Consider the following 26,253-nt stretch of genomic DNA (forward strand, 5'->3'; position numbering starts at 1 on the left):
CCGCGCAGACGGCAATGTGAAGGTTTTTTTCCAAAATGCTTGCCGAAGACAGCCGACCTCCGTAATATGCGCGTCCTTGGCAGCGACGTCGCTGCAACGAAACACGTGGCCGAGTAGCTCAGTTGGTAGAGCAGGGGATTGAAAATCCCCGTGTCGGCGGTTCGATTCCGTCCTCGGCCACCACGTTCGAAGGCCTGCAGAAATGCAGGTCTTTTTTTTCCGGCCACCGCTGTCGATCGCGGTCTGCCGCACAATCTGGCCGAGTAGCTCAGTTGGTAGAGCAGGGGATTGAAAATCCCCGTGTCGGCGGTTCGATTCCGTCCTCGGCCACCATGCTTGAAGACCTGCAGAAATGCGGGTCTTTTTTTGTTTCCGGCGCGCCATGCAGGCGGTTGACGAAACATTCACACCGGCACGCAGCACGCCCCCTACGCTCCAGTGTCCTGCCCGGAGTCTGCCGATGCATCTGCGCCCTGCCCTGTTCGCCTGCCTGCTGCTGGCGTCGCTGTCCGCGACCGCCAGCGAACCCGTGCGCGCCGTCGATGCGCTGGACATCGACCGCTATGCCGGCCAGTGGCACGAGATCGCCCACCTGCCCGTGTCGTTCCAGAAGCGCTGCGTTGGCGACATCACCGCCCACTATGCACTGCGCCGCGATGGCCGCATCAGCGTCACCAATGCCTGCCGCAATGGCGACGGCGAACGCGTGGTGGCTGAAGGCGTGGCCCGGCCCGTGGCCGGACATCCCGGCCAGTTGCAGGTGCGCTTCGTCCCCGACTGGCTGAGCTGGGTGCCGCTGGTCTGGGCCGATTACTGGGTGCTGGCGCTGGATCCGGACTACCAGTGGGCGATGGTCGGCGGCCCTGACCGCAAGTATCTGTGGATCCTGTCGCGCCTGCCGGAGATGGACCGCGCACGGTTCGAACAGCTGAAGGCCAAGGCCGAGGCGATGGGCTACGACCTGGCGCCGCTGCGCCTGATGGCGCCGATACGCGACGCACCGGCCGACTGAGCCGCCCTCCGGCTGCGCGCAACGCGCCCGCTCCGGCGCTGTGCGTGCCCGGCCGCCATCTTCACGCGCTACCCTCTGCGGCGGGTCGCCACAGGCGATCCACTGAACCATACGCCGTAGTATGCTTACGCCAACGCACCCCCTTCAGAGGACTTGCGCCCATGTTGCACCGTTTCCGTACCGTCTTGATCGTCCTGTGCACCCTCGCCCTCGCCGCCTGCAGCGACGGCATCGTCAAGCGCGTCTCGGAACCGGCCGCCAGCCTGCAGCAGCTGACCGTCCGCGCCGACGGCAACTGGACCGTGGCGCTGCGCCTGCAGAACTACAGCTCGATGCCGATGACCTTCGACGATGTGTCCCTGGCGCTGAGCGTCGGCGACAGCGAAGCCGGCACCCTGCAGGCCCGTCCCGGCATCTCCATCGGCGGCACCTCCGCCGACGTCATCACGGTCGACCTGGTGCCCAGCTCGGCCGCACGCCTGGTGGTGGCCGATGCGCTGGCCGGCAACCGCACCCTGGCCTATGGCCTGAAAGGTTCGGTGACAGCCACGCCGCAGGAAAAGAAGCAGCGCAGCTTCGACGTCAGCAGCCGCAGCACGTTGAACCAGGCGCCGGGCCTGCCGGGCGTGCTGCGCTGAACACCGCTTTCCATCGCGGCGCACCGCGCCGTTCTCCCTGTCCCTGATCGAGACGTATCCGATGAGCAGCTACACCGCCCCGCTTTCCGACCTCCGTTTCGCCCTGCACGACGTGCTCAAGGTCGAACCGCTGTTCGCCCGCCTGGGCTTCACCGACGCCACCGCCGACGTGGTCGATGCCGTGCTGGAGGAAGCCGGCCGTTTCAGCGCGAGCGTGCTGGCCCCGCTCAACAGCGTGGGCGATGAAATCGGCTGCGTGCTCGACCAGGCCACCGGCGAAGTCACCACCCCGCCTGGCTTCAAGCAGGCCTATGACCAGTTCGTCGACGGCGGCTGGACCGGCCTGACCGCCGCACCCGAGCTGGGCGGCCAGGGACTGCCGCACACCCTGGGCGTGCCGCTGAATGAAATGATCAACGCTGCCAATCTGGCGTGGGGCAATTTCCCGCTGCTCTCGCACGGCGCCATTGAAGCGCTCAAGCAGCACGGCGAAGCGTGGCAGCACGACGCCTTCCTTAAGCCCCTGATCGAAGGCCGCTGGACCGGCACCATGTGCCTGACCGAACCGCACTGCGGTACCGACCTGGGCCTGCTCAAGACCAAGGCCGAGCCGAACGCCGATGGCAGCTACGCGATCACCGGCACCAAGATCTTCATCACTGCCGGCGAGCACGACCTGACCGGCAACATCGTGCACCTGGTGCTGGCCAAGCTGCCCGACGCGCCTCCGGGTGCAAAGGGAATCTCGCTGTTCGTCACCCCGAAGTTCAAGGTCGACCGCGAGGGCAACGTCGGCGAGCGCAACGCGCTGCGCTGCGGCTCCATCGAGCACAAGATGGGCATCAAGGGCTCGGTCACCTGCGTGATGAACTTCGACGGCGCGCAGGGCTATCTGGTCGGCCAGCCGCACAAGGGCCTGCAGGCAATGTTCACCATGATGAACACTGCGCGCCTGGGCGTCGGCCTGCAGGGCATCGGCCTGTCCGAACGCGCCTATCAGAACGCGCTCAAGTACAGCCGTGAGCGCCTGCAGTCGCGCGCCCTGAGCGGCGCGAAGTTCCCGGACAGGCCGGCCGACCCGATCCTGGTCCATCCGGACGTGCGCCGCATGCTGCTGACGGTGAAGTCACTGGTGGAAGGCAGCCGCCTGCTGGCCCTGCACGCGGCCACCCTGATCGACATCGCCCACCGCGCCGACGACGCTGCCGAGCGCGAGCGCGCCGACACCCTGGTGAGCTTCCTGACCCCGATCTCCAAGGCCTGCCAGACCGAATGGGGCATCGAGAACACCTACAACGCCCTGCAGTGCTTCGGTGGCCACGGCTACATCCGCGAACACGGCATGGAGCAGCTGGCGCGCGATGCACGCATCACCACGCTGTATGAAGGCACCACCGGCATCCAGGCGCTGGACCTGATCGGCCGCAAGACCGCCTCCAGCCAGGGGGCCGGCCTCAAGCTGATGCTGGCCGAGATCGAGGCCTTCGCCAGGGAACACGAGGGCAACGAAGCGCTGGCCGAGTTCATCGGCCCACTGCGCGCCAAGGCTGCCGAATGGGGCAAGCTGACCATGGACGTGCTGCAGCGCGCCGCCGGCAACCCGGACGAGCTGGGTGCGGCCAGCTACGACTACCTGTTCTATTCCGGCTACGTGGTGCTGGCGTACTGGTGGGCACGCAGTGTCGCCGCCGCCGACGCCAGTGCGCACGGCGCGGCATTCGCGCAGGGCAAGCGCGAAACCGCGCGCTTCTACTTCGCCCGTGTGCTGCCGCGTACGCTCAGCCATGCTGCCGCGATCCAGGCCGGTGCCGCGCCGCTGATGGCGATGGACGACGAGCGCTTCGGCGCCTGAGCCCATCCCGCCGGTAGATCCACGCCATGCGTGGATGAGGGGTCAGAGTCCTTTCCCTCGGAAAGGGATCCGACCCCGGCCTGACCGCCCTCGATCATCCCTCTGGAGAAAAGCCCCCCTTTGTTAAGGGGGGCGCGCCAACGGCGCGGGAGACAGGAGGAATGCGCGGACCTGAATCTTGCGATTTGCGTATCGCCGACGGGCGATACACAAATCGTCAACATTCAGGTATAAGCTGTTCTCCCGATGGAGACAGACACTACACGCTTGGGTCTGATCGAAGCCGGAGCCCCGCTTTCTGCTCCGGGCGTCGAAGCATCGCCCAACGTCACGACGTTGCACCGCCCCGGTTCGGTCCGGCTGCTCTCGCTCGACGCCCACGGACGCGTACTGGACTGGATCACCTGGCAGGATGCCGCCTGCCTCTACGCCCGCGAGGCCGTCGCCTGGACCCTTGGCGACCCCTGCCTGCACATCCACGGCGGAACCAACCGGTTCAGCGGCCTGCAGAGTGGCCTGGACCTGCATCCGATCATCGCCGCGCGCGGCCACGCGCGATCCCGTGCCATCGACCCTACCCCGAACCTGACCAACCCGGCCCTGTTCGCCCGCGATTCGCACCTGTGCCTGTATTGCGGCCAGCAGTTCAACCGTCCCTCGCTGACCCGCGACCACGTCATGCCGCTGTCCAAGGGCGGGCTGGACTGCTGGGAAAACGTGGTCACCGCATGCTTCCACTGCAACTCGCGCAAGAGTGACCGTACCCCCCAGCAGGCCGGCATGCCGCTGCTGGCGGTGCCCTACCGGCCCAGCTGGATCGAGCACCTGATCCTGTCCAACCGCAACATCCTGGCCGACCAGATGGCGTTCCTGAAAGCGCAGCTGCCCAAGCGTTCCAAGCTCAGCACCTGAACCTGCCGGCCGGCAACCCTCACCGTCCTGTCACGGACGGCGGCGTTTGCTTGCCCCACCCCCGTTTGAGGGCGAAAATGGTCGTTCAGAACACGTGCGAACATGATGATCGACTCTGCCCGCTATCCCCGCCTCGCGCACATCCAGACGCCGGATGACCTGCGCACGTTCGACGAATCCGAGCTGAGGGCGGTCGCCGACGAACTGCGCGCCTACCTCATCGAATCGGTGGGCAAGAGCGGCGGACATTTCGCCGCCGGCCTGGGCGTGATCGAACTCACCGTCGCCCTTCACTACCTGTACCAGACCCCGCATGACCAGCTGGTCTGGGATGTGGGCCATCAGACCTACCCGCACAAGATCCTCACCGGCCGCCGTGACGAGATCCACACCGTCAAGCAGAAGGACGGCGTGGCGCCGTTCCCCAAGCGCGAGGAAAGCGAGTTCGACACCTTTGGGGTCGGTCATTCCTCGACCTCGATCTCCGCCGCACTGGGCATGGCCATCGCCCGCCAGTCACAGGGTGACGACCGCAAGATCGTGGCAGTGATCGGTGACGGCGCGATGACCGCCGGCATGGCCTTCGAGGCGCTGATGCACGCGGGCGGCATGGAGCCGGAGCCGAATCTGCTGGTGATCCTCAACGACAACAACATGTCGATCTCCGAGGCCGTCGGCGGGCTGACCAAGATGCTCGGCCGCGCCACCGGCAGCCGCACGCTCAATGCACTGCGCGAAGGCGGCAAGAAGATCCTGGGCGACAAGAAGAACAATCCGGCGCGCTTCGTGAAGCGCTGGGAAGAGCACTGGAAAGGCATGTTCGTGCCCTCCACGATGTTCGAGGAGATGGGCTTCCACTACACCGGCCCGATCGACGGCCATGACCTGCCCGCCCTTCTGTCCACGCTGAAGACGCTGCGCGCCTCCAAGGGCCCCAAGCTGCTGCACGTGATGACCACCAAGGGCAAGGGCTACGAGCCTGCCGAAGGCGACCAGATCGGTTATCACGCAGTGGGCCCGTTCGATCCAGACAAGGGCCTGGTGGCCAAGACCGGCGCCAAGAAGCCGACCTACACCGACGTGTTCGGCGACTGGCTGTGCGACGCTGCCGCCGCGGAGCCACGCCTGTACGGCATCACCCCGGCGATGCGCGAAGGCTCCGGCCTGGTGCGCTTCAGCAGGGAATACCCGCAGCGCTACTTCGACGTGGCGATCGCCGAGCAGCACGCGGTCACCCTGGCCGCCGGCATGGCCACCCAGGGCGGCAAGCCGGTGGTGGCGATCTATTCCACCTTCCTGCAGCGCGCGTACGACCAGCTGGTGCATGACGTGGCCATCCAGGACCTCGACGTGCTGTTCGCGATTGATCGCGCCGGCGTGGTCGGACCGGATGGGGCGACCCATGCCGGCAACCTCGACCTGAGCTTCCTGCGCTGCGTGCCGAACATGGTGGTGATGGCCCCGTCGAACGAGGCGGAGTGCAGGCAGATGCTCAGCACCGGTCTGCAGTACGCCGGTCCGGCCGCCGTGCGTTACCCGCGTGGCAGCGGTACCGGCGTCGCGGCCGGCAGTGACCTGTCCACGCTGCCGATCGGCAAGGGCGAGCTGCGCGTGCAGGGCAGCCACATCGCCCTGCTGGCGTTCGGCAGCACCGTTGCCGCCGCCGAACAGGTGGGCCGCGAGTTGGGCCTGAGCGTGGTCAACATGCGCTTCATCAAGCCGCTGGACCGCGACCTGGTGCTGGCAATGGCCGCCCAGCACGAAGGCCTGGTGACCATCGAAGACAACGTGGTGGCCGGTGGCGCCGGTTCCGGCGTGGCCGAGCTGCTCAACGCCGAAGCGGTGCTGCGACCGATCCTGCATCTCGGCCTGCCCGACGCCTATCAGCATCATGCCAGCCGCGAGGACCTGCTGGCTGAAGCCGGCATCGATGCCGCCGGGATCCGCGCGGCCGTGCTCAAGCGCTGGCCACAGCTGGCTGCCACCACTCCGCCGCTGAGCGCGGCGGGCTGACCGTTCCGGGTGGAACCGGGCAGGCGCCCGGTTTCCCACGCCTGCTGCGGAACGACGCGCGGTCCCTGTTCAACCGTAGCTGATCGCTTCCACGAACGCGCCGCTGGCTTCCACGCGCACGGCGGCGCGCTGCCCGGTGTCCGCGAAGTGCAGCCGGGCCAGGGCCTGGGCGAAATCGAAGGCGCGGGCGCCGTCGCGGAACTCGATCGGCTCCGGTCTATCCGGGTGCAGAACACGCCATTGGCGCTGTTCGCACTGAAGGCGGATCAACATGCAGCTCACTCCTTGAGGCAGCGTATCGATGATGGCGGAAGGCGTGCATCGGTGCCGGCACGGACTGCCGATGCGATCAGGGCACCCGTGCCCTGATTGCAGACGATACGGCGTTCAAACTGTGAGCAATATCAGACTTTTCTGATTTTGACGCAGATGGCCGGAAGGACTCAGTTCACCTGGAACTGGGCGCGGCACCCATCGCTGACCCAGATGCCGCGGCGGTCCCAGCCCCAGGTCCGGCCCTCGATACAGGCACTGCGGGAGTCCTGCCGGATCAGGCGTACGCTGCGGCGGACGCGGGTGTCACAGTATTCCTGTCGATGGCCATTGGAATGACAGGCGATCACTTCGCCACCGCGGCCATTGCCGTTGCCCCATCCACCACCCCAGCCGCCGCCACGACGCGACTCGCCGACGAACTCGGCCCGGCAGCCCCGGGTCACCCACACCCCGGAGCGCGACTGGCCCCAGGTCTCGCCCTCCACGCACGGCGAGCCGGACAGCTGGCGGATCAGCCGGGGCCGCCCTTCAAGGCGGCACTCATTGCTGCGGTTCTTGACCGATTCGCATCGCACGATGCCGCCCCCGTCGCGGCCGCCATGGCGATCGACGTCATAACCATAGTTCTGCGCCTGCGCGCCCCCGGCGGCGGCCAGCATCGGCAGCAGTGCGCAGGCCAGGGTGCGCCAGGTGAGTGCGTTGCCCATCGAGATCTCCAGATGAATGCGTGGCGGCAAGCATCCGGGATTCGCGGCACGGCGCACAGAGGGCAACGCACCGTCGGTTCTTTCCCCATTCAAACAGCTCAACCACGGCTGACTGCGCCGCAGGGTCGGCCGCTAGGCACCGATCCGCAGTACATCCACTGCCCCCCCCAGTGCCTCCACACGCACGATGCAGTGCTGGCCCGTGCGGCGGTGATGTTCCTGGGCCAGTTCGGTGGCGACATCGAACGCGTCGGCGCCGCGGGCGAACGAGGCGGTGGTGCGCGCCTCGGGGTCCAGCACGAACCAGTGCTGGGCATTGCAGTGGACGGTAAACACCATGATCGACTCCAACGGAGGGAATGGACGCGGCGCCGGGGATGAGGTGAGAGCGCCGATACCTGTTCAGGCTAGCGAGCGCTTCAGGCAGGGCCTATCAGATTTGTCCGAAAAATCCCCGCCGGCGGATCGGAATTCGCGCTTCGTCACATCCCTGAGCCCGTTCACCCCATGACTTTCGTGATTCTTGTCACGAAGTCAGCTTGGCTTCACACTATCGTCACCAACAGGGGCCCCTTCCACATGCGCACCTTCCAACCGCCGCAGCGCTCGACGCTGCTGAAGTTCTACTTCGCAGCCTGCTACCTGGTCCTGATCGAGGAACTGATCCGCGCGTCGATGAGTTGAGTGCTTGCCGCTGCTGCTGGCCCGCCGCACACTGGTGGTTTAGGCCACGGAGTGTCCTCGATGAAAGCCCTCATGCTGGCGCCGATGCTGCTGGCCCTGGCCGCCTGCGCGGCACCGCAACAGACGCCCGTGCGCGAAGCGGCAGCCACTTCCGCACCCGTAGTCGGCGGTGATCGCGATGCCCATGGCTGCATCGGCTCGGCTGGCTACCAGTGGTGCGAGCGCAGCCAGCGCTGCGAGCGCCCCTGGGAACTGGCCCAGGCGCAGGGCCTGGCCAACACCGCCGAGGCGATCGACGCCTACTGCGCGATGCCGGCACAGCCGGCGCGCAGATGAGTGCGGCCCCATGACGGCGCTCAGTCCCCTGCCCACGCTTGCGCGCGGCCGCTATCGCCATTTCAAGGGCGGCGAGTATGAAGTGATCGACATCGTGCGCAGCAGCGAGACCCTGCAGCCGATGGTGCTTTACCGCGCACTGTATGGCGAAGGCGGATTGTGGGTGCGACCGTACGCCATGTTCGTAGAACAGGTACCGGGCGCACTTGGCCCACAGCCTCGTTTCGCACGTATCGAAGACTGAAGACTGCGCGTCTCGCGTGGCAGCGCACGCCTGCGCGCGCTGCCACGCAGGCAGCCGCTAGCTGACCTTCTTCGCGACGGTCATGCCCAGCAGGAACAGCACCACGGCAATGATGATGCCGGCCCAGAACAGGAACTTGGCGATACCCACCGCGGCACCCGCGATGCCGCCGAAGCCGAGCACGCCGGCGATCACACCGATGATGGCGAAGATGATGGCCCACTTGATCATGTCGATCCTTTCCCCACAGGGACTGAAAACAGTGCGATCAGCCTAGGCCGCAGCCGATGCCAGCCTCGTGAGGGAGCCGCGCGTGCGGCGTGAAGCCGCATACGGATCAACGGGGCCGGAAGCGCAGCAGGGCCACCGCGAACGCCAGGAATACGCTGCCCACCAGCCGCTCGAACCAGCGCCGGGCGAACGGCCGGCCGAGCCAATGGCGCAGGCCATGGCCACCGGCGGCATACATCACGTACCAGAACAGCTCGCAGCTGGCGAAGGTTGCCACCAGTACGCTGTACTGCAGGGCCTGCCCCCGCGCGGGATCGACGAACTGCGGCAGGAACGCCGTGGCGAACAGCAGCAGCTTGGGATTGCTCAGGCCCACCAGCAGGCCGCCGCGGAATACCGCCCAGGCTCCGTCCGCTGGCAGCACCGTCGCCGGGGCCTCAACGTCCACCGGCGCTGCCGGCCGGCTGCTGTCGCGCCACGCTTTCAGGCCCAGCCAGGCCAGGTAGGCCACGCCCAGATAGCGCAGCACTTCAAACAGCATGGGTGAGGAGTGCAGCAGTGCGCTCAACCCGGCGGCGGAGGCCGCCAGTACCGCCAGCATGGCCAGCAGGCAGCCGGCCATGGCCGGGAGGCTGGCGCGGAATCCCAGGCCGACGCTGCGTCCGAGGATATGCAGCATGTTCGGTCCAGGGGTGCCACACAGCACGAACACCGTAGCCAGGAACCACCACCAGGTCTGCAGGGACATTCGGCCATCCACGAAAGAGAACCGTCCCAGCATAGGCGGTGGCTCACCGCGACGTCACATACAGCGCGATGCCGATGCGACGGTTACAGGTGGCCACTCACGCATGAACCTGCCGTGCCGCGCGCAGCTCCGACCACGCCGTACCCAGCACACGCATCGCCGACCGCAGAAACAGCACCAGCAGTGCGGCCGCCACCAGCAGATCGGGCCAGCCCGCACCGAACAGCGCCACCAGCCCTGCAGCCAGCAGCACCGCCGAGCCCTCGTACAGATCGTTGCGCGAGCACTCCCAGGCGGACGCCAGGTTGACGTCATCGTTGCGATAGGGTGTGAGCAGCCACAGGCACAGTGAATTGGCTGCCAGATTGAGCAGGGCGGCCAAGCCCATGCTGGCGAACAGCGGCACCTCCGGATGCAGCAGGCGCCAACCGATCTGCACCGCCACGGCCACCGCTGCGGCAAGGATCAGCAGCCCCTTGAACAGCGCCACACGTGCCTTGGCGACGATGCCCGCACCCACCACCGCGAGGCTGAGCGCATAGGTGGCCGCGTCGCCCAGATTATCCAGCGCACCGGACAGCAGTGACGAAGAATGGCTGTACCAGGCAGCCAGCACCATCATCGCGAACGTGGCAAGGTTGACCAGCAGCACGATCCGCAGCACGCGGCGGTGACGCGCCTGCATCGCCGCCAGGTCCATCGTCCTGCCGCAGCCACAGCATTCGCCCATCACCCTGCCCTCGATCATCGATGGCCGCATTATCGCGCCTGTCAGCGGTCGCGGCGACATCGCCGCCCGCCTGTGCTGCAATGGCGCCTCCCCACCTGGAGCGGCACATGAAGACCCTGGGCCTGATCGGCGGCATGAGCTGGGAGAGTTCGGCGCAGTACTACCGCCTCATCAACGAAGAGGTGCGCCGTCGCCTGGGGGCCGCGCACTCGGCGCAGCTGCTGATGTGGTCGGTGGATTTCGCTCCGATCAAGCAGTTGCAGCACGACGGCGACTGGGATGCGCTTGCGCGGCACATGGTGGATGCGGCAGAGCGGTTGCAGGCGGGCGGCGCCGATGTACTGCTGATCTGCACCAATACGATGCACGCCCTGACCGCACAGATCGAAGCAGCCTGCCCGCTGCCGCTGCTGCACATCGCCGACCCGACCGCCACCGCCATCGTGGCGGCCGGTTGGCGCAGGGTGGGCCTGCTCGGTACTGCTTTCACCATGGAGCAGGACTTCTACCGGGGACGCCTGGCCGGTCGCTTCGGGCTGGAAGTGCTGGTACCCGACGCCGAAGATCGCCAGCAGGTCCACGACATCATCTACCAGGAGCTGATCGCCGGCGTGGTCAGCGAGCGCTCGCGACAGGTCTACGCCGACGTGATCGCGCGGCTGGTGGCGCGTGGTGCCGAAGCGATCATTCTCGGCTGTACCGAAATCATGCTGCTGGTACGCCCGCAGGACAGTGCGGTGCCGCTGTTCGACACCACCAGCCTGCACGCCCAGGCAGCGGTTGACGCCGCGCTGGCGGGATAGACGGCCGGCATGGACGCGATCACTCCGCCCCCTGCACTTCCAGCGCCGTGACCAGCCAATCCACCACCGCCTGCGAGTCGCACAGAAAGAAGATCGCATCGCCGGACCGGGCCTCGGTCAACAAGCGATAGACCGTGATCGCCACCGCCGACTGGTTGGCGATGAACACCTCGGGGCTGCGCGGCCCCTCGTTGTGCCGGGAAACGGTCTGCAATGCGCGGCGCGCGGCCACCGTTGCGGCCGGGTCGGCACTGCGGGTCAACTCGGGCCCACGCAGGCCCCAGCTGACAAAGACGTGCTTGCCCTTGAACGTGGTGTCCAGGACCTGCACCTCGGCGGCACCTGCCTCAGCCGAGCGATGAATGACGGTACTGCTGATCAACGCAACCCCCTGTGGTCGTCGTGGTCCGCGCATCCACCTCCACGGACCCGCTGCACGCCCATGACCGCAGCCACATGCTGCGCCAGCGGACGCGGAAGAGAGACGGAAGGAGAAACCGATGCGATCGGATGTGCAGCGATGATACGGGATGTCGGTCACGCATGGGCCGGCGTACGCGGCCGCATCGCCCATCGGTTCACCCACAAAAAAGCCCACGCATCGCTGCGCGGGCCTTCTGTTCCATCACAGTGGTCGGGACGGCCGGATTCGAACCGACGACCCTCTGCCCCCCAGGCAGATGCGCTACCAGGCTGCGCTACGCCCCGACTGATGCTGCGATGTTCCCGCCAGTGCGGCGGGGCGTGAAGTATAGCGGATCACGCGGGATTTGGGTCACCGGCGAAGCAATTGCAGCACTTCTTCCAGCTCCATCCGCACCTGCTTGATGATCTGGTTGCTCAGCGCCGATTCCTCGCGGGCATCGGGGCCCTCCAGACGCAGGCGGGCACCGCCGATCGTGTAGCCCTGTTCGTACAGCAGGCTGCGGATCTGCCGCACCATCAGCACGTCATGGCGCTGGTAGTAGCGGCGGTTGCCGCGGCGCTTGGCCGGCTCAAGGCTGGGAAACTCGGTTTCCCAGTAGCGCAGCACGTGCGGCTTGACGTCGCACAGCTCGCTCACCTCACCGATGGTGAAGTAGCGCTTGGCCGGGATCGGCGGTAGTTCGCGGTTACTGCCCGGATCCAGCATAAGCTTCCACCCTTTCCTTGAGCTTCTGGCCCGGACGGAAGGTGACCACCGTACGGGCGGAAATCGGAATTTCCTCGCCGGTCTTCGGATTGCGGCCCGGACGCTGGTTCTTGCGCCGCAGGTCGAAATTGCCGAAGCCCGACAGCTTCACCTGACGTCCCTGTTCCAATGCTTCACGCAGCACATCGAAAAACGCGTCGACGAATTCCTTGGCTTCACGCTTGTTCAGACCGACTTCGTCGAACAGCTTTTCCGCCATCTCCGCCTTGGTCAATGCCATTGCCTGCTACCCCCGAGTGCTGCCCGCTCAGCCGCGGATCCGGGCGTGGTGTTCACGCTCGATGGCGGTGACCGCCTCGGCCACCACCGCATCCACGTCGCGGTCCGTCAGAGTGCGCGACTTGTCCTGCAAAATCAAGCCCATAGCGAGACTCTTGAATCCCGGCTCGACCCCCTGGCCCACATAGCGGTCGAACAGGTTCAGCTCGCGCAGGAGCGGGCCGGCGGCCTGGCGGACCGTCGCGGCCAGATCGCTCCAGGCCACCTGCTCCGGCACCAGGAACGCCAGGTCGCGTCGCACCGCCGGGAAGCGCGACAGCTCGCCGGCACGCGGCAGGCGGCGCGCCGACAGCGGCTCCAGGTCCAGCTCGAAGGCGTAGACATCGGCCTCGATGTCCATCGCCTTGGCCAGGCGCGGGTGGATCTGGCCGATCCAGCCGATCGCAACGCCGTCGCGGAACACCTCGGCCGAGCGCGCCGGGTGGCCATGCGCACGGCTCGACGGGCGGAACTCCAGCGAGGCACCACTGGCAGCAGCCAGGGACTCCAGATCACCCTTCAGGTCATGGAAATCGACCTTGCGGGAAGGCAGTCCCCACTGCACCGCCTGCGCATCGCCGCACACCGCGGCAGCAACACGCGGAGTTTCCAGCGGCGCCGGCTGGCCCTCCCCGGCCTGGCGGGCGAACACGCGGCCGATCTCGAACAGGCGCACCCGGCCCAGCTGGCGCGCGGCATTGCGGCCCAGCGTGGCCACCAGGCCCGGCAGCAGCGACGGGCGCATCACCGCCAGTTCGGCCGACAGTGGATTGGCCAGCGGCACCAGATCGTCGCGCAGTTGCCACTGGGTCAGCAGCGCATCGTCGACGAAGGCGAAATTGAGGGTTTCCTGCAGGTCGCGCGCGATCAGCTGGCGACGCACGCTGAGGGTGTCGAGCCGGGTCTCGCTCGGCATCGCCACGCGCGCGGCACCGCCCGGCAGGGTGGTGGGAATCTGCTCGTAGCCATGGATGCGGGCCAGCTCTTCGATCAGGTCCTCTTCGATGGCGATATCGAAACGGCGGCTCGGTGCGGTGACCTGCCAGCCGTCCGCCGTGGCGACCACCTCCATGCCCAGCGCGCGCAGGATGCGCTCCACTTCGGCATCCTCGATGGTGATGCCGAGCACGCGGGTAATGCGCGCGCGGCGCAGCGCGATGGTGGCCGGCCGGGGCAGGTCAGCCTCGCGCACGGCCTCGGTGACCGGTGCCGGGGTGCCGCCGGCCAGGTCCAGCACCAGGCGGGTGGCGTACTCGATGGCGGTGCGCGGCAGCGCCGGATCGACGCCGCGCTCGAAGCGGTGGCCGGCATCGGTGTGCAGGCCCAGCTTGCGGCCACGGCCCATGATCGCTGCCGGCGCGAAGTGCGCAGCCTCCAGGAACACGCTGGTGGTCGCGTCGGTCACACGGGAATCGAAGCCCCCCATCAGACCCGCCAGGCCCACCGCGCGATCAGCATCGGTCACGACCAAGAAACTGTCGTCCAGCACGGCATCGCGGCCATCGAGCAGCTTCAGGTTCTCGCCTGCGCGTGCGCGCCGCACGGCGATGCTGCCCTGCAGGGTGCCCAGGTCATAGGCATGCATCGGCTGACCCAGTTCCAGCATCACGTACTGGGTGATGTCGACCAGCAGCGACACCGGACGCACGCCACTGCGGCGCAGGCGCTCGGCCATCCACAGCGGGGTCTTCGCCGCAGGGTTCAGGCCCTCGATGACGCGCCCCAGGTAACGCGGCGCCTCGGCGCCGGCGTCGAGCCGGATCGACAGCTCTCGGCTGCCGACGGCGGCGACCGGTGCTGCAGCGAAGTCCAGCACCTGGCTGCGGGTGGCGGCCGCCACGTCGTAGGCGATGCCGCGCACGCTGAAACAGTCGGCACGGTTCGGGGTCAGCTTGATCTCGATGCTGGCATCGGGCAGGCCTAGGTAGTCGACCAGGGTCTGGCCGGCCGGGGCATCCGCGGGCAGTTCCAGCAGGCCGGAAGCATCGTTGTCCAGGCCCAGCTCCTTCGCCGAGCACAGCATGCCGTTGGACTCGACACCCCGCAGCTTGGCCGGCTTGATCTTCAGTTCGCCGATCTGCGCACCGACCATCGCCAGCGGCGCGACCAGGCCCGGACGCGCGTTCGGTGCGCCGCAGACGATCTGCAGCAGCTCGCCCTGCCCGGCATCGACCCGGCAGACCTGCAGGCGGTCCGCTTCGGGATGGCGCACGGCCTCGACGATGCGCGCCACCACCACGTGCTGCAGGCCCTCGCCCAACGCGGTCACGTCTTCCACTTCCAGGCCGATCGCGGTCAGCACCGCACTCAGCTCATCGCGCGACGCGCGGGTGGGGACGTGGCTGCGCAGCCAGTTTTCGGAGAATTTCATGTTGTCACCCTGGTGGACCCGGCGCAGGCGCCTGGGCCGTCGAATGTTTGAGTCCGCCAGGCTGGGCCCGGCGTTGCCGAATGCGTTACGCGAACTGCTTCAGGAAGCGCACATCGTTCTCGAAGAACGCGCGCAGATCGTTGACGCCGTAGCGCAGCATCGCGAAACGCTCCACGCCCATGCCGAAGGCGAAACCGGTGTAGCGCTCAGGATCGATGCCGACGCTGCGCAGCACGTTCGGATGGACCATGCCGCAGCCGAGCACTTCCAGCCAGCGGGTGCTGCCATCGGGCTGCTGCCAGGCGATGTCCACTTCCGCACCGGGCTCGACGAACGGGAAGTAGCTGGGACGGAAGCGCATCTCGAAGTCGCGCTCGAAGAAGGCACGGACGAATTCGGCCAGCGTGCCCTTCAGGTCGGCGAAGGTCGAGTGCTCGTCCACCAGCAGGCCTTCCACCTGATGGAACATCGGCGAGTGGGTCTGGTCGCTGTCGCTGCGGTACACCTTGCCGGCGGCGATCATGCGCAGCGGCGGCGCATGGTCGCCCATGTAGCGCACCTGCACACCGGAGGTGTGCGTGCGCAGCAGGCGGCCGTCACCGAAGTAGAAGGTGTCATGCATGGCGCGCGCCGGGTGGTGCGGCGGGAAATTCAGCGCTTCGAAGTTGTGCCAGTCATCCTCGATCTCCGGCCCTTCCGACAGCTCGTAGCCCAGTCGGCCGAAGATGCCGGTGATGCGCTCCAGGGTACGGGTGATCGGGTGCAGGCCGGCGCGTTCGCCATTGCGGCCCGGCAGGGTGATGTCGATGGCTTCGGCGGCCAGGCGCGCATCCAGTGCCGCATCCTCCAGCAGCGCCTTGCGCTCGCCCAGCGCGCGGGTCAGTGCGTCGCGGGCCTGGTTGATCGCTTCACCGGCGGCCTTGCGCTCGTCGGCCGGCAGGGCGCCGAGCTGCTTGAGCTGCGCAGTGATGCTGCCGCTCTTGCCGAGCAGGGCCACGCGCAGTTGCTCCAGCACGTCGGGGCTCTGTGCAGCAGCCACCTCGGCCAGCGCCTGGGTGGTGAGGGATTGGATGTCGCTCATGGGGGGCCGGAACTCCAGTCGATCTGCCATCGCGGCAGGCGAAGGGCCGACCCCTGTCGCCACCGCCGTCCCCGCGTCGCCGTGGCCACGCCGGGACCCAAAAAAGAATGGGGAAGGACTTGCGCCCTTCCCCATGCATTGCCTTGACCTGACACCGTTCCGGATGAACGGCAACGGCATCGGGAAGGACTTATGCCGCCAGCGCGCCCTTGGCCTTTTCGGCCAGCGCGGCAAAGCCGGCTGCGTCGTGCACGGCGATGTCAGCCAGGACCTTACGGTCCAGGGTGATGCCGGCCTTCAGCAGGCCGTTCATGAAGCGGCTGTAGCTCAGACCATTGATGCGGGCAGCCGCATTGATGCGGGTGATCCACAGCGAACGGAAGTTGCGCTTCTTCTGCTTACGGCCGATGTAGGCGTACTGCTGTGCCTTGATGACCGCCTGCTTGGCAACGCGGAAGACCTTGCGGCGGGCGTTGTAATAGCCCTTGGCGAGATCCAGAATCTTCTTGTGGCGGCGACGCGCCTGTACGCCACGCTTAACTCGTGCCATTTTTCAGTTCCTCAGAGGTAAGGGAGCATGCGGTCCAGACGGCCTGCGTCTTCTGCACGGACATGGCCCGTCTGACGCAGATTACGCTTACGCTTGGTCGCTTTCTTCGTGAGGATGTGGCTACGGTTGGCGTGGCCGCACTTGTACTTGCCCGAGGCGGTCTTGCGGAAACGCTTGGCCGCTGCCCGGTTGGTCTTGATCTTGGGCATTGCAATGTCCTTGATGGGATTTGACCCTGGTTTCTGACTGATCTGGCGGCGGCCTGGGCCGCTCTTTCCGTCCTGCCATGATCGGCGTACGACCCGTCCTGGGTGGGTCGAGCCGGGCATGATACAGGCAAAACCGCCCTGCCACCAGCCCCAGCACCCCTTGCGCCGGCATTTCACCGGCATCCTGCAAAAGCAAAGGGACGCCAGTGGCGCCCCCTTACCCTGAACCATTCAGCCAGGCGCCCCGGAAGGCGGCCCGTCAGGCCTCAGGTCTTCTTCTTCGGCGCGATCATCATGACCATCTGACGCCCTTCCAGGCGCGGACGGGATTCAATGACGATGTCCTCGCCCAGATCGGCTTCGATCCGGTTGGCCATTTCGCGACCCAGTTCCTGGTGGCTCATTTCACGGCCACGGAAACGGATGTTGACCTTGATCTTGTCGCCTTCTTCAAGGAATCCGCGCATCTTGCGCAGCTTGATCTGGTAGTCGCCCTCGTCCGTGACCGGACGGAACTTCACTTCCTTGATCTCGACCTGCTTGGTCTTCTTCTTGGCCTCGCTGGCCTTCTTCTGCGCTTCGAACTTGAACTTGCCGAAGTCCATGATCTTGCAGACCGGCGGATCGGCCTGCGGCTGGATTTCGACCAGGTCCAGGCCTTCATCTTCGGCCATGGACAGCGCTTCGTCGCGCGACAACACGCCGATCATTTCTCCGTCACTGCCGATCACGCGGACGCGCGGCACACGGATTTCCTGATTCTTGCGGTTCTGTTTGTTGTCAGGGGTGCTGATATTACGTTCTCCCAAGGGTATCGAACCGGTCCGGGTGCCTGTGCCCCCGGACCGGACCTTTGCTTACGCGCCCTCGGCCTGGAGCCGCTCGATGAAGGCCTGCAGGCTCATGCTGCCCAGGTCTTCGCCAGAACGCGTACGCACCGCCACAGCCCCATTTTCCTTCTCGCGGTCACCAATGACCAGCAGGTAGGGCACGCGCTGCAACGTATGCTCGCGGATTTTATAGCCGATCTTCTCGTTACGCAAATCCGAGCTGACGCGGAAGCCTTGCTCCGCAAGGGTTTTGGTCACGCCCGAGACGTAGTCGGCCTGGGCGTCGGTAATGTTGGCCACCACCACCTGGGTCGGCGCCAGCCAGGCCGGGAACTGGCCGGCATGGTGCTCGATCAGGATGCCGATGAAACGCTCCATGGAGCCGACGATCGCCCGGTGCAGCATGACCGGGTGCTTCTTCTGGCTGTTCTCGTCCACGTACTCGGCGCCCAGGCGGCCGGGCATCATGAAGTCGACCTGCATCGTGCCCAGCTGCCAGGTACGGCCGATGGCGTCCTTCAGGTGGTACTCGATCTTCGGGCCGTAGAAGGCGCCCTCGCCCGGCAGTTCCTGCCACTCCACGCCGCAGCTGGCCAGCGCCGAGCGCAGTGCGCCCTCCGCCTTGTCCCAGGTGGCGTCATCGCCCAGCCGCGATTCCGGCCGCAGCGCGATCTTGATCTGGATCTCCTCGAAGCCGAAGTGCCGGTAGACCGCCAGCGCCTGCTGGTGGAAGGCGGTCACTTCGGATTCGATCTGCGCCTCGGTGCAGAACACATGGCCGTCGTCCTGGGTGAAGCCGCGCACGCGAAGGATGCCGTGCAGTGCGCCGGAGGGCTCGTTGCGGTGGCAGGAACCGAACTCACCGTAGCGGATCGGCAGGTCGCGGTAGCTGTGCAGGCCCTGGTTGAACACCTGGACGTGGCCCGGGCAGTTCATCGGCTTGACCGCGTAGGTGCGCTTCTCCGACTCGGTGAAGAACATGTTGTCCTGGTAGTTGTCCCAGTGACCGGACTTCTTCCACAGGCTCACGTCCAGGATCTGGGGGCAGCGCACTTCGCCATAGCCGCTGTTGCGATAGACCTTGCGCATGTACTGCTCGACCACCTGCCACAGCGCCCAGCCCTTGGGGTGCCAGAACACCAGGCCCGGCGCCTCTTCCTGCAGGTGGAACAGGTCCTGCTGCTTGCCGATGCGGCGGTGGTCGCGCATTTCGGCTTCCTCGATGCGCTTGATGTAGGCATCGAGCTGCTTCTTGTCGGCCCAGGCGGTGCCGTAGATGCGCTGCAGCTGCTCGTTCTGCGCGTCACCACGCCAGTACGCACCGGAAATGCGGGTCAGCTTGAAGGCCTTCAGGAAGCGCGTGTTCGGCACGTGCGGGCCACGGCACATGTCCACGTACTCCTGGTGGTAGTACATGCCCATGGCCTGGATGTCGTCGGACATGTCCTCGATCAGGCGCAGCTTGTAGTCCTCGCCACGCGCCTTGAAGATCTCGATCACTTCCGCGCGCGGCGTCATCTTCTTGATGACGTCGTAGTCCTGGGCGATCAGTTCACCCATGCGCTTCTCGATCGCGGCCATGTCGTCCGGGGTGAACGGGCGCTCGGAGTAGATGTCGTAGTAGAAGCCCTCGGCGATCACCGGGCCGATGACCATCTTCACGTCCGGGTACAGCTGCTTGACGGCATGGCCGACCAGGTGGGCGCAGGAGTGGCGGATGATCTCCACGCCCTCCTCGTCCTTGGCGGTGATGATGCGCAGGCTGGCATCGTGATCGATGACGTCGCTGGCATCGACCAGCACGCCATCGACCGAGCCGGCGATGGTCGCCTTGGCCAGGCCGGCACCGATCGACTGGGCGACGTCCATGACGCTGACGGGGTTTTCGAACTCGCGGCGGCTGCCGTCGGGAAGGGTAATGTTGATCATCGCAGTGGCTTCGTGCGGGGGCCCGCGCTGCGGGCTGGAAAGCGGCTCCGGGCAGGCGCCCGGGCAATAAAAAAGCGCCGCGAGGGCGCCTGGAACGCAGGGCCTTCGGGGGCAGGTCAACCGTGGGCGGTGGTAGTGCTCATGTCGCACGCTCGGCCGGCGCTGGGCGCGGGCCACCTTGTTCCAGTCAGGATAATGACTGCGATTTTAGACCAGTGCGCGGGAAAGCCCAAGCACTCCCCGTCGCGCCCCTGAATGGCCGTCGCTGGCAGCTTGAAATCGCAATGATTACCATATCCAGGCAGCCCGCCCCGTGCCAGCCTGCCCGCTTTCCCCCAGGACCTCGTGATGCGCCACCCGCTCCGACCGGCCTACGCCGGCCCCGCCCGTGTCCCGCGTTCGCCGCCCTCGCGCCGCGCAGGCTGCCGGCAATGATCACTGTCGGCCTTTCCACGCTCGGCTTCTGCAGCCTGGGCGTGCTGTCTGCGATGTTCTCGGCGACGGCCTTCTATGCCGCCTCGCCGCATTGCCGCTGGCCGCGCCTGCGCCGGGCTGGCCGGCTTGGCCGACAGATCGGCCTGGTTGCCGCTGCGGCCGCACTGTGGCTGTGGATGGCCGAACTGGGCTTCGCCGCCGGGCTGGTGGCGATGCTGTGCACCTGGATGCTGGCGGCGATGCTGCTGCCGGCCATCGCCGCCTGGCACCGCCCCGGCGCGGAGCCGCGCTGATGTGGGCCCGCGCCCTCGCCGGCATCTTCGCCGGCTTCCTGCTGGCCGCGGCCGCCACCGGACTGGTGGCCTGGCTGCCGCCCGGCCCATGGCAGCACGCCCTGGTACCGGCCCTGATCGCCTTCATCCCGCTGTGGATGCTGGCCGCCCTCTGGGCGTTCAGCTTCCGCCGCGCCGCGCACGCCTGGCTGGCCCTGGCCGGCAGTGCTGGCGCCGGCTTCGCCGTGCTCGGCCTGCTGCGCCTGGCCGGTGCGGTGCAATGAGACCGTCCCCATGAAGTTCTCCTCGCAGACGCTGCGAACGTTCACCACCCTGCACACCTGGGTCGGCCTGGTCGCCGGCTTTGGCCTGTTCGTGGCCTTCTATGCAGGCGCCCTGACCCTCTTCCACCATGACCTGCCGTTGTGGCAGACGCCGGGCGCGGCGACGGCATTGCCCGCGGACCTGGATGACGCACAGCACCTGCTCGAGGACGTGCTGGCAGCCCACGCGGAGGCACGCCGCCATGTCGGCATGACCTTCCCCGGCACCGACCATCCGCAGCCGCTGGCCTACTGGCAGACCGATGACGGCAGCTGGCGCTATGCGTGGCCGGGACACACCGCCGGCAGCCCGACGCCGCCGCAGACCGGTCTGGCCGAACTGGTCAACGAGCTGCATTACAGCCTGGGCCTGCCGGTGGCCGGCGTGTATGTGATGGGCATCGTCAGCCTGCTGTACGGCATGGCCCTGCTCAGCGGCCTGGTGATCCACCTGCCGAAACTGCTGGGTGACCTGTTCGCGTTGCGCCCGGGCCGCAACCTCAAGCAGCAGTGGCAGGATGCGCACAACGTGATCGGCGTGCTCAGTCTGCCCTTCCATCTGATGTTCGCCGTTACCGGCGCCCTGCTCTGCCTGGCGTTCGTACAGATGGCACTGCTCAATCCGCTGATCTTCGATGGCAAACTGCTGCAGGCCGTGCCGACCGCGATGGATACCGCTCCGGTGCGCGAGGCCAGCGGCGTTCCGGCACCGCCGGGCAGCCTGCAGGTCCTGCATGCGCGCGCCCTGGAAGTGGCCCGCGCCCAGGGCGTGGCCAACTTCGAACCGGCCTATCTGAAACTGGCCAATGGTGGCGACGCAAAGGCCACCATCGAGATCACCGGCGAATCCACCGGCACGCTGGGCCCGCTGGGGGCGGTCGCCCTGGACGTGGCCACCGGCGACGTGCTGGCCACGCAGCTGCCGGGCCAGCGCGATGCCAATCACGCTACGCTGAGCGCCGCCTATGCGCTTCATTTCGGTGAGTTCGGCAACGGCGTGGTGGTCTGGTTGTACTTCCTGATGGGGCTCGGCGGCGCCTTCCTGTTCTATTCCGGCAACCTGCTGTGGATCGAATCGCGACGCAAGCGACGCCAGCCCGAGCAGTCGCGTGCGGCCGTCAACATGGCGCGTGCCACCGTCGGTGTCTGCATCGGCCTGTGCGTGGCGATCTCGTTGGCGTTCGTGGTGGCGCTGGTGCTCGAACGCGCAGCACCCGCGGCGGTCGACCCGGGCATCCGTTGGGCCTGTTTCAGCAGCTGGGCCGCGTGCGCGCTGTGGGCATTCCTGCGCAGGCCCGCACAGGCTGCCCGGGAACTGCTGTGGGCCGCTGCGGCCGCGACCGCGCTGGTGCCGGTCCTGCATGGTGCATTGAACGGTGACTGGCTGTGGCGTGCCGCCGCTGCCGGGCACTGGCCGCTGTTCTGGATCGACGCCGTCGCCCTGGCGATGGCCTTCGGCTTTGCGCGCCTGGCGCTGGCCAGCCAACGCCGGGCGCGCAACGGCGACCCCAACAGCGTCTGGGCCGACTGACCGCCCCGCCGGGCCATGCCGGCGGAGCGCGGCGCCTTCAATCGCCCACGCGGGCCTTGTGCCAGGGCGCCAGCATCGCGTTGAGCAGGCTGGCCTGTTCATCGTCGCCGGTCAGCTCCCACATGAAGACACCGGCCAGCCCCTGTTCGCGGGCGAACTGCGCCCGCAGGCCGATCGAACGCGGGTCTTCATAGCTGATGAAGACGTTCTCCCGCGGGTTGTACAACCACGGGCTCTGCGCCTGCGGGTGCCAGTGCCTGGTCCAGCCCGGCTGATCGAGGTAACGCGCCTTGATCACCCGCCAGTCGCCGGCATCGGCCGGCGCACTGTAAGCCTGGTACAGGCCGTCGGCAGTCTCCCCGGTCACCTTGAAGCCGCGCCCGTAGAACGGCACGCCCAGCACCAGTTTGTCCGCCGGCACGCCATGTTCGCGGTAGTACTGCACCGCACCGGCCACGTTGTTCCAGCGCCGCAGTTCCGGCGCCAGCGGGTCGGCCGGCACTTCATGCAATGGCGCGTTGAAGGTCGACACGGCCGAAAAACCGGTACCCATGTCGTAGCTCATCAGGTTGATGAAATCGAGTATCCGGGCCAGCGCTGGCAGGTCGTAGCTGGCGGCGGGATCATAGGGGCCATCGGTCTGCAGCCGGCCAGCGGCCAGCGCGGCGGTCAGCAGCATCGGCTGCCCTGCCCTGCGCCCGTACGTATCGAGCGCGGTACGGAACGCCTGCGCCAGGCGCGTCATGTTGGCCCGGTCCTGCGGACGATGGGCCAGTTCCTTCGGGCCGCCACTGACCGGAAACTCCCAGTCGATGTCCACGCCGTCGAAGCTGCCTGCGTGCCGTTCGAAGAACAGCGTCATGCAGGAGTCGACCAGGCGCCTGCGGCTGGCTTCGGTCAGCGCGGCATCGGAGAACCCACCGGCGCCCCAGCCGCCGATCGAGATCAGCGTGCGCAGATGCGGATGCGCTTTTTTCAGGTCAGCCAGCTCGGCAACGTTCTTCGATGCGTCCGCACCGATCACGCATCGGCCGTCTTCGATGGTGGAGAACGCGTAGAACAGATGCGTCAGGCGCTCGGCTGGAATGCTCGACACCGGATAGCGCCCGGCCGAGCCACCGGGGTAGTAGGCGCCGAAGATCGGCGACTGCGCCGGCGCAGCGTGCACTGCGCCGGGCACGGCAGCGGTGACGAGTACGGCAAGGACGGCCAGGGTCTGGCGGAACATGGGATCTCCCGGTTCGAAGGCGCAGCCACGGTAGCAAACCGATCACGCCCCGGCGCGGCTTCATCGAATGTCGTCCACTGGACAGGCACGGACGCCCGCAGGATGACATCGGCATGTCCCTGACGCCCCACGGCAGGACAGCGCGCTGCCGTCGCCGGTACTGACCCTTCAGAATTCTTCAGACACGCTTCCAGCACTTCAGCGAAGGACCGGGCTCAATCCAGTCTCCTTTCCGATGGAGCCCGACCATGCGTCCGTTGATGTCCTTCCTCCTTCTGCTGCTGGCATTCATACCCCACACCACCGGCGCCGCAACGCCTGCCTCCGTCCGCCTGCCCGCCCTGGAGCAGGCCATCGCCCGCGATGACCTCAAGCAGATCCGCAGCGTGCTGCTGCAGGTCGACGGCAACGTCGTCTACGAGGGCTACTTCAACGGCGCGGACGCGGGCACCCTGCACGATGTGCGCTCGGCCAGCAAAAGCGTGACCGCACTGCTGATCGGCGCCGCCATCGGCGAGGGGGCGCTGCCGGGCGTGCAGGCCCGGGTCTACGACTACTTCCCCGGATTCACCGCGCGCCACGTCGTCGACCCGCGCCTGCGCGCCATCACCCTGCAGGATCTGCTGACCATGAGCAGCCTGTGGGAATGCGACGACGAGAACCCATTCTCGAGCGGCCACGAAGAGCGCATGTACGTGAGCGAGCGTTGGCTGGACTTCGCCCTGTCCCTGCCGGTGAAGGGCTTCGCGCCCTGGATGCAGCGACCGGAGGACAGCCCTCATGGCCGTTCCTTCGCGTACTGTACGGCCGACTCGTTCGTGCTCGGCGCCGTGCTCGAGAGGGCCACCGGCATGCCACTGTCGGACTATGCCGCCCGGGCACTGGAGCGTCCGCTGGGCATCACCGAGAGCCACTGGAACCGTTCACCGGAGGGCATCGGAATGGGAGGCGGCGGCACGCGCTACCGCAGCCGCGACCTGGCGCGGCTGGGGCAGCTGGTGCTGGATCAGGGGCGCGGCAATGGCCGGCAACTGGTTCCCCGTGATTTCATCGCTGCAATGATCCAGCCACAGGCCCGCACTGGCGATGGCAGCGAGTACGGCTACCAATGGTGGGGCCTGCAGCTCACGGTGCAGGGCAGGCAGCGGACCGTGTGGGCGATGTCCGGCAACGGCGGCAATTATGTCTTCCTGATTCCTGACAGGAATGCCGTGGCCGTAGTCACCAGCCAAGCCTACAACCGCAGCTTCGCCCATCCGCAGTCGCGGCGGATTCTCACTGAGTTCCTGCTTCCGGCACTGCGCTGAGACCGGACAGATCGGAGGGTCGCCATGCGGCGGCGAGGACCTGCGCGCGCTGCCTGGCGACATCCGCATCGATACGCGCCAGCAGCGGCTCCCACTCCGGCGCGCTGCGCAGCGGAGCATACAGCGGCGTGGCACGCAGCCATGCCGCATCGCGGAAGCCATCGTCCACCGCCTGGTGCAGCGCGGCCACGGCGGCCTTCGCATCACCCACCGACTGCAACAGCAGAGCCCGCTCGAGCGCAGCATCGGCCCAACCATCACCACTCCCCGCCGGCAGGCGCTGCAATCGCGCACGTGCCCATGCCGGATCGATGGCCGTCGATCCGTACAGGCCCGCCAGCGTCTCTCCCAACGATTGCTGCGGCCGCAGCCGGTGCGCCGTCGCGAACGCCTCGGCCGCCGCCGCGGTGTCACCGGCCAGCAATGCCAGTTCTCCCTGTAGGCGCAGCAGCTGGGGGTGTGGTGTGCCACGCGTCAATGCGATGGCCAGCTCCTCCCGGGCGCGCCCGGCGGCCCCGGCAACGTACAGGCTGCGCGGCCACGCGATGTTGGCGAACACGTTGTCCGGGTAAAGCTGGAAGTTGCGCGCATGGCGCTGCGCTGCCGCCTGGGTGAAACCGAGCAGTTCCATTTCGCGCGCCACCTGCACATCACGGAAGCGGATGCGTTCGGGTGCCTTGAGTGCGAGGTTGGCGCGCAGCGCCAGCGACAGGTGGCCCTGCTCCTGCTGCAGGTAGGCCAGCGATGCGCGGGTGCGCTCGTCCGCAGGATCGAGCTGGATCGCGCGCACGTAGTCGGCTACCGCATCGTCCATCCGCCCAAGGCAATCATGCGCATACCCGCGCAGGGCGTACGTGGCACCGTCATGCGGCGCTCGTGCACGTTCGGAGTCGGCCAGCGCCAGCGCTTCGCGCATCTGCTGCGGAGAACCGTTGAACAGGCATCCCTGCGCCGACAATGCACGTGCCAGCCCACGCCGGGCCGCGCTGGATTCTGGATCGACCTGGAGTGCCTGGCGGTAGAGGGCGATCGCGCGTTCGTTGTTGCTCGCCTGGCCGATGCTGGCGTAATAGTCCGCGCGCTGCAGCAGGGACGTCGCTGCGGCGGGCGGAGCCTGGTCCGGCCACGCCAGCACCGCCGCCGCCAACCCGCCCACCGCCACCAGCGCTGCAGCCCACCACCAGCGCCCTCGTGACGATCCGATCACTGGCGGCGGTGCCATCGGTATCGGTGCGGCGCACAGCTGATAGCCGCGCCCGCGCACCGAACGGATGTAGCGCGGCTCACGGCTGTCATCGCCGAGTGCCTGCCGCAGCAGTTTCACCCGCTGACTGACCGCATCCTCGCCAACCACCGCAGGTGCCCAGACCTGGGCCGCCAACGTGTCGAAATCCACCACACGGGTGCCGTGTGCAAGCAGCACGTCGAACAGGGTCCAGCTCAGGCCACTGATGGGCAGGGCCTCACCGGCCCGGCTCACGCGCTGCGCCGGGCGGTCGATGTCCAGGTCGAGCAGGCGCAGGAGGTCCATGACAACAGCATAGCGGCAAG

General features: G+C 67.1%; 29 protein-coding genes and 3 tRNA genes. 14 read left to right on the forward strand and 18 right to left on the reverse strand.

Annotated elements, in window-relative coordinates; translation table 11 throughout:
• The first annotated feature begins 107 nt into the window (after nt 1-107).
• From N8888_RS12885 to dxs, 7 genes are all read left to right on the forward strand, one after another.
• Nucleotides 108-183, forward strand: a tRNA-Phe gene (locus N8888_RS12885).
• Nucleotides 184-257: 74 nt separating this feature from the next.
• Nucleotides 258-333 (forward strand) — tRNA-Phe (locus N8888_RS12890).
• 127 nt (nt 334-460) lie between these two features.
• On the forward strand, nt 461-1,012 hold the full coding sequence (locus N8888_RS12895; protein WP_053518705.1) for a lipocalin family protein: 552 nt from the start codon (nt 461-463) through the stop codon (nt 1,010-1,012).
• 161 nt (nt 1,013-1,173) lie between these two features.
• Complete coding sequence (locus N8888_RS12900) at nt 1,174-1,650, forward strand: LEA/WHy family protein (RefSeq protein WP_065181910.1); 477 nt, start codon at nt 1,174-1,176, stop codon at nt 1,648-1,650.
• Between the two features lie 61 nt (nt 1,651-1,711).
• On the forward strand, nt 1,712-3,502 hold the full coding sequence (locus tag N8888_RS12905) for an acyl-CoA dehydrogenase C-terminal domain-containing protein (RefSeq protein WP_053518703.1): 1,791 nt from the start codon (nt 1,712-1,714) through the stop codon (nt 3,500-3,502).
• 246 nt (nt 3,503-3,748) lie between these two features.
• Nucleotides 3,749-4,414 (forward strand): HNH endonuclease, encoded by a 666-nt coding sequence (locus tag N8888_RS12910; RefSeq protein WP_053518701.1) that lies wholly within the window; start codon nt 3,749-3,751, stop codon nt 4,412-4,414.
• Between the two features lie 105 nt (nt 4,415-4,519).
• On the forward strand, nt 4,520-6,427 hold the full coding sequence (dxs, locus tag N8888_RS12915; protein ID WP_065175547.1) for a 1-deoxy-D-xylulose-5-phosphate synthase: 1,908 nt from the start codon (nt 4,520-4,522) through the stop codon (nt 6,425-6,427).
• 69 nt (nt 6,428-6,496) lie between these two features.
• On the opposite strand, the gene N8888_RS12920 is transcribed toward dxs, so the two are convergent.
• The 3 genes from N8888_RS12920 to N8888_RS12930 all read right to left on the reverse strand — a co-directional run bounded on the left by N8888_RS12920 (nt 6,497) and on the right by N8888_RS12930 (nt 7,749).
• On the reverse strand, nt 6,497-6,700 hold the full coding sequence (locus N8888_RS12920) for a hypothetical protein (RefSeq protein WP_263175139.1): 204 nt from the start codon (nt 6,698-6,700) through the stop codon (nt 6,497-6,499).
• A gap of 170 nt (nt 6,701-6,870) precedes the next feature.
• Nucleotides 6,871-7,410, reverse strand: coding sequence for a DUF3011 domain-containing protein (locus N8888_RS12925; RefSeq protein WP_263175140.1), 540 nt, complete (start codon nt 7,408-7,410; stop codon nt 6,871-6,873).
• A 132-nt stretch (nt 7,411-7,542) separates the two neighbouring features.
• A complete protein-coding gene (locus tag N8888_RS12930) occupies nt 7,543-7,749 on the reverse strand; it encodes a hypothetical protein (protein ID WP_065175527.1) in 207 nt (68 codons plus the stop codon).
• Between the two features lie 405 nt (nt 7,750-8,154).
• On the opposite strand from N8888_RS12930, the gene N8888_RS12935 reads away from it, so the two are divergent.
• Complete coding sequence (locus N8888_RS12935) at nt 8,155-8,430, forward strand: hypothetical protein (RefSeq protein WP_053518696.1); 276 nt, start codon at nt 8,155-8,157, stop codon at nt 8,428-8,430.
• A gap of 10 nt (nt 8,431-8,440) precedes the next feature.
• Nucleotides 8,441-8,674, forward strand: a complete 234-nt coding sequence (locus N8888_RS12940) for a DUF1653 domain-containing protein (RefSeq protein ID WP_053518695.1) — start codon at nt 8,441-8,443, stop codon at nt 8,672-8,674.
• A 57-nt stretch (nt 8,675-8,731) separates the two neighbouring features.
• Here the strand turns inward: N8888_RS12940 and N8888_RS12945 are convergent, their stop codons facing one another.
• The 3 genes from N8888_RS12945 to N8888_RS12955 form a co-directional block, all read right to left on the reverse strand.
• Entirely contained in the window at nt 8,732-8,905 is a 174-nt protein-coding gene (locus N8888_RS12945; protein WP_006380555.1) for a DUF1328 domain-containing protein, read from the reverse strand.
• A gap of 106 nt (nt 8,906-9,011) precedes the next feature.
• Nucleotides 9,012-9,653: a LysE family translocator gene (locus tag N8888_RS12950; RefSeq protein ID WP_263175167.1), complete on the reverse strand. Its 642-nt coding sequence runs from the start codon at nt 9,651-9,653 to the stop codon at nt 9,012-9,014.
• 97 nt (nt 9,654-9,750) lie between these two features.
• The gene (locus tag N8888_RS12955; RefSeq protein ID WP_263178409.1) at nt 9,751-10,383 is read right to left on the reverse strand and encodes a cation efflux transmembrane domain-containing protein; all 633 of its coding nucleotides are present in this window, start codon (nt 10,381-10,383) and stop codon (nt 9,751-9,753) included.
• Nucleotides 10,384-10,490: 107 nt separating this feature from the next.
• Here N8888_RS12955 and N8888_RS12960 point away from each other — a divergent pair, with 107 nt between their 5' ends.
• Complete coding sequence (locus N8888_RS12960; RefSeq protein WP_053518692.1) at nt 10,491-11,186, forward strand: aspartate/glutamate racemase family protein; 696 nt, start codon at nt 10,491-10,493, stop codon at nt 11,184-11,186.
• A 19-nt stretch (nt 11,187-11,205) separates the two neighbouring features.
• On the opposite strand, the gene N8888_RS12965 is transcribed toward N8888_RS12960, so the two are convergent.
• From N8888_RS12965 to thrS, 10 genes are all read right to left on the reverse strand, one after another.
• Nucleotides 11,206-11,601, reverse strand: coding sequence for a hypothetical protein (locus N8888_RS12965; RefSeq protein ID WP_065181907.1), 396 nt, complete (start codon nt 11,599-11,601; stop codon nt 11,206-11,208).
• Between the two features lie 216 nt (nt 11,602-11,817).
• Nucleotides 11,818-11,894, reverse strand: a tRNA-Pro gene (locus tag N8888_RS12970).
• A gap of 67 nt (nt 11,895-11,961) precedes the next feature.
• Nucleotides 11,962-12,318 (reverse strand): MerR family transcriptional regulator, encoded by a 357-nt coding sequence (locus tag N8888_RS12975; protein WP_053518690.1) that lies wholly within the window; start codon nt 12,316-12,318, stop codon nt 11,962-11,964.
• Complete coding sequence (locus N8888_RS12980) at nt 12,299-12,598, reverse strand: integration host factor subunit alpha (RefSeq protein WP_005410432.1); 300 nt, start codon at nt 12,596-12,598, stop codon at nt 12,299-12,301. Before N8888_RS12980 ends, N8888_RS12975 begins: the two co-directional genes overlap by 20 nt.
• A 27-nt stretch (nt 12,599-12,625) precedes the next feature.
• Nucleotides 12,626-15,007: a phenylalanine--tRNA ligase subunit beta gene (gene pheT, locus N8888_RS12985; RefSeq protein WP_263175192.1), complete on the reverse strand. Its 2,382-nt coding sequence runs from the start codon at nt 15,005-15,007 to the stop codon at nt 12,626-12,628.
• Between the two features lie 85 nt (nt 15,008-15,092).
• Nucleotides 15,093-16,088 (reverse strand): phenylalanine--tRNA ligase subunit alpha, encoded by a 996-nt coding sequence (locus tag N8888_RS12990; protein WP_065181862.1) that lies wholly within the window; start codon nt 16,086-16,088, stop codon nt 15,093-15,095.
• Between the two features lie 190 nt (nt 16,089-16,278).
• A complete protein-coding gene (gene rplT, locus N8888_RS12995) occupies nt 16,279-16,638 on the reverse strand; it encodes a 50S ribosomal protein L20 (RefSeq protein ID WP_005410435.1) in 360 nt (119 codons plus the stop codon).
• Nucleotides 16,639-16,649: 11 nt separating this feature from the next.
• Nucleotides 16,650-16,847, reverse strand: a complete 198-nt coding sequence (gene rpmI, locus N8888_RS13000; protein WP_005410436.1) for a 50S ribosomal protein L35 — start codon at nt 16,845-16,847, stop codon at nt 16,650-16,652.
• Between the two features lie 266 nt (nt 16,848-17,113).
• Nucleotides 17,114-17,656: a translation initiation factor IF-3 gene (infC, locus tag N8888_RS13005; RefSeq protein ID WP_080104334.1), complete on the reverse strand. Its 543-nt coding sequence runs from the start codon at nt 17,654-17,656 to the stop codon at nt 17,114-17,116.
• A gap of 48 nt (nt 17,657-17,704) precedes the next feature.
• On the reverse strand, nt 17,705-19,606 hold the full coding sequence (gene thrS / locus N8888_RS13010; RefSeq protein WP_065175534.1) for a threonine--tRNA ligase: 1,902 nt from the start codon (nt 19,604-19,606) through the stop codon (nt 17,705-17,707).
• 431 nt (nt 19,607-20,037) lie between these two features.
• Between thrS and N8888_RS13015 the strand changes: the two genes are divergently transcribed.
• Genes N8888_RS13015 through N8888_RS13025 form a run of 3 tightly spaced genes read left to right on the forward strand, consistent with a single transcriptional unit; the run spans nt 20,038 to nt 22,167 of the window.
• The gene (locus N8888_RS13015) at nt 20,038-20,334 is read left to right on the forward strand and encodes a hypothetical protein (RefSeq protein WP_053518685.1); all 297 of its coding nucleotides are present in this window, start codon (nt 20,038-20,040) and stop codon (nt 20,332-20,334) included.
• On the forward strand, nt 20,334-20,597 hold the full coding sequence (locus N8888_RS13020; protein ID WP_053518684.1) for a hypothetical protein: 264 nt from the start codon (nt 20,334-20,336) through the stop codon (nt 20,595-20,597). The genes N8888_RS13015 and N8888_RS13020 overlap by 1 nt, the downstream gene beginning before the upstream one ends.
• 10 nt (nt 20,598-20,607) lie before the next feature.
• On the forward strand, nt 20,608-22,167 hold the full coding sequence (locus N8888_RS13025; protein WP_128988813.1) for a PepSY-associated TM helix domain-containing protein: 1,560 nt from the start codon (nt 20,608-20,610) through the stop codon (nt 22,165-22,167).
• Nucleotides 22,168-22,204: 37 nt separating this feature from the next.
• Here N8888_RS13025 and N8888_RS13030 read toward each other — a convergent pair whose 3' ends face one another.
• Nucleotides 22,205-23,395: a glycoside hydrolase family 18 protein gene (locus N8888_RS13030; RefSeq protein WP_263175193.1), complete on the reverse strand. Its 1,191-nt coding sequence runs from the start codon at nt 23,393-23,395 to the stop codon at nt 22,205-22,207.
• A gap of 260 nt (nt 23,396-23,655) precedes the next feature.
• On the opposite strand from N8888_RS13030, the gene N8888_RS13035 reads away from it, so the two are divergent.
• A complete protein-coding gene (locus N8888_RS13035) occupies nt 23,656-24,702 on the forward strand; it encodes a serine hydrolase domain-containing protein (RefSeq protein WP_263175194.1) in 1,047 nt (348 codons plus the stop codon).
• Here N8888_RS13035 and N8888_RS13040 read toward each other — a convergent pair.
• On the reverse strand, nt 24,671-26,233 hold the full coding sequence (locus tag N8888_RS13040; RefSeq protein ID WP_263175195.1) for a winged helix-turn-helix domain-containing protein: 1,563 nt from the start codon (nt 26,231-26,233) through the stop codon (nt 24,671-24,673). The two genes, N8888_RS13035 and N8888_RS13040, sit on opposite strands and share 32 nt — an antisense overlap.
• Nucleotides 26,234-26,253: the final 20 nt, after the last annotated feature.

Source organism: Stenotrophomonas maltophilia, assembly GCF_025642255.1.
GTDB lineage: Bacteria > Pseudomonadota > Gammaproteobacteria > Xanthomonadales > Xanthomonadaceae > Stenotrophomonas > Stenotrophomonas maltophilia_P.

Bases quoted from the DNA above. Each gene is read 5' to 3' on its own strand.
- N8888_RS12895 (WP_053518705.1), top strand. From the start codon at position 461: ATGCATCTGCGCCCTGCCCTGTTCGCCTGCCTGCTGCTGGCGTCGCTG.
- N8888_RS12900 (WP_065181910.1), top strand. From the start codon at position 1,174: ATGTTGCACCGTTTCCGTACCGTCTTGATCGTCCTGTGCACCCTCGCC.
- N8888_RS12905 (WP_053518703.1), top strand. From the start codon at position 1,712: ATGAGCAGCTACACCGCCCCGCTTTCCGACCTCCGTTTCGCCCTGCAC.
- N8888_RS12910 (WP_053518701.1), top strand. From the start codon at position 3,749: ATGGAGACAGACACTACACGCTTGGGTCTGATCGAAGCCGGAGCCCCG.
- dxs (WP_065175547.1), top strand. From the start codon at position 4,520: ATGATCGACTCTGCCCGCTATCCCCGCCTCGCGCACATCCAGACGCCG.
- N8888_RS12920 (WP_263175139.1), bottom strand. From the start codon at position 6,700: ATGTTGATCCGCCTTCAGTGCGAACAGCGCCAATGGCGTGTTCTGCAC.
- N8888_RS12925 (WP_263175140.1), bottom strand. From the start codon at position 7,410: ATGGGCAACGCACTCACCTGGCGCACCCTGGCCTGCGCACTGCTGCCG.
- N8888_RS12930 (WP_065175527.1), bottom strand. From the start codon at position 7,749: ATGGTGTTTACCGTCCACTGCAATGCCCAGCACTGGTTCGTGCTGGAC.
- N8888_RS12935 (WP_053518696.1), top strand. From the start codon at position 8,155: ATGAAAGCCCTCATGCTGGCGCCGATGCTGCTGGCCCTGGCCGCCTGC.
- N8888_RS12940 (WP_053518695.1), top strand. From the start codon at position 8,441: ATGACGGCGCTCAGTCCCCTGCCCACGCTTGCGCGCGGCCGCTATCGC.
- N8888_RS12945 (WP_006380555.1), bottom strand. From the start codon at position 8,905: ATGATCAAGTGGGCCATCATCTTCGCCATCATCGGTGTGATCGCCGGC.
- N8888_RS12950 (WP_263175167.1), bottom strand. From the start codon at position 9,653: ATGTCCCTGCAGACCTGGTGGTGGTTCCTGGCTACGGTGTTCGTGCTG.
- N8888_RS12955 (WP_263178409.1), bottom strand. From the start codon at position 10,383: ATGGGCGAATGCTGTGGCTGCGGCAGGACGATGGACCTGGCGGCGATG.
- N8888_RS12960 (WP_053518692.1), top strand. From the start codon at position 10,491: ATGAAGACCCTGGGCCTGATCGGCGGCATGAGCTGGGAGAGTTCGGCG.
- N8888_RS12965 (WP_065181907.1), bottom strand. From the start codon at position 11,601: ATGCGCGGACCACGACGACCACAGGGGGTTGCGTTGATCAGCAGTACC.
- N8888_RS12975 (WP_053518690.1), bottom strand. From the start codon at position 12,318: ATGCTGGATCCGGGCAGTAACCGCGAACTACCGCCGATCCCGGCCAAG.
- N8888_RS12980 (WP_005410432.1), bottom strand. From the start codon at position 12,598: ATGGCATTGACCAAGGCGGAGATGGCGGAAAAGCTGTTCGACGAAGTC.
- pheT (WP_263175192.1), bottom strand. From the start codon at position 15,007: ATGAAATTCTCCGAAAACTGGCTGCGCAGCCACGTCCCCACCCGCGCG.
- N8888_RS12990 (WP_065181862.1), bottom strand. From the start codon at position 16,088: ATGAGCGACATCCAATCCCTCACCACCCAGGCGCTGGCCGAGGTGGCT.
- rplT (WP_005410435.1), bottom strand. From the start codon at position 16,638: ATGGCACGAGTTAAGCGTGGCGTACAGGCGCGTCGCCGCCACAAGAAG.
- rpmI (WP_005410436.1), bottom strand. From the start codon at position 16,847: ATGCCCAAGATCAAGACCAACCGGGCAGCGGCCAAGCGTTTCCGCAAG.
- thrS (WP_065175534.1), bottom strand. From the start codon at position 19,606: ATGATCAACATTACCCTTCCCGACGGCAGCCGCCGCGAGTTCGAAAAC.
- N8888_RS13015 (WP_053518685.1), top strand. From the start codon at position 20,038: ATGATCACTGTCGGCCTTTCCACGCTCGGCTTCTGCAGCCTGGGCGTG.
- N8888_RS13020 (WP_053518684.1), top strand. From the start codon at position 20,334: ATGTGGGCCCGCGCCCTCGCCGGCATCTTCGCCGGCTTCCTGCTGGCC.
- N8888_RS13025 (WP_128988813.1), top strand. From the start codon at position 20,608: ATGAAGTTCTCCTCGCAGACGCTGCGAACGTTCACCACCCTGCACACC.
- N8888_RS13030 (WP_263175193.1), bottom strand. From the start codon at position 23,395: ATGTTCCGCCAGACCCTGGCCGTCCTTGCCGTACTCGTCACCGCTGCC.
- N8888_RS13035 (WP_263175194.1), top strand. From the start codon at position 23,656: ATGTCCTTCCTCCTTCTGCTGCTGGCATTCATACCCCACACCACCGGC.
- N8888_RS13040 (WP_263175195.1), bottom strand. From the start codon at position 26,233: ATGGACCTCCTGCGCCTGCTCGACCTGGACATCGACCGCCCGGCGCAG.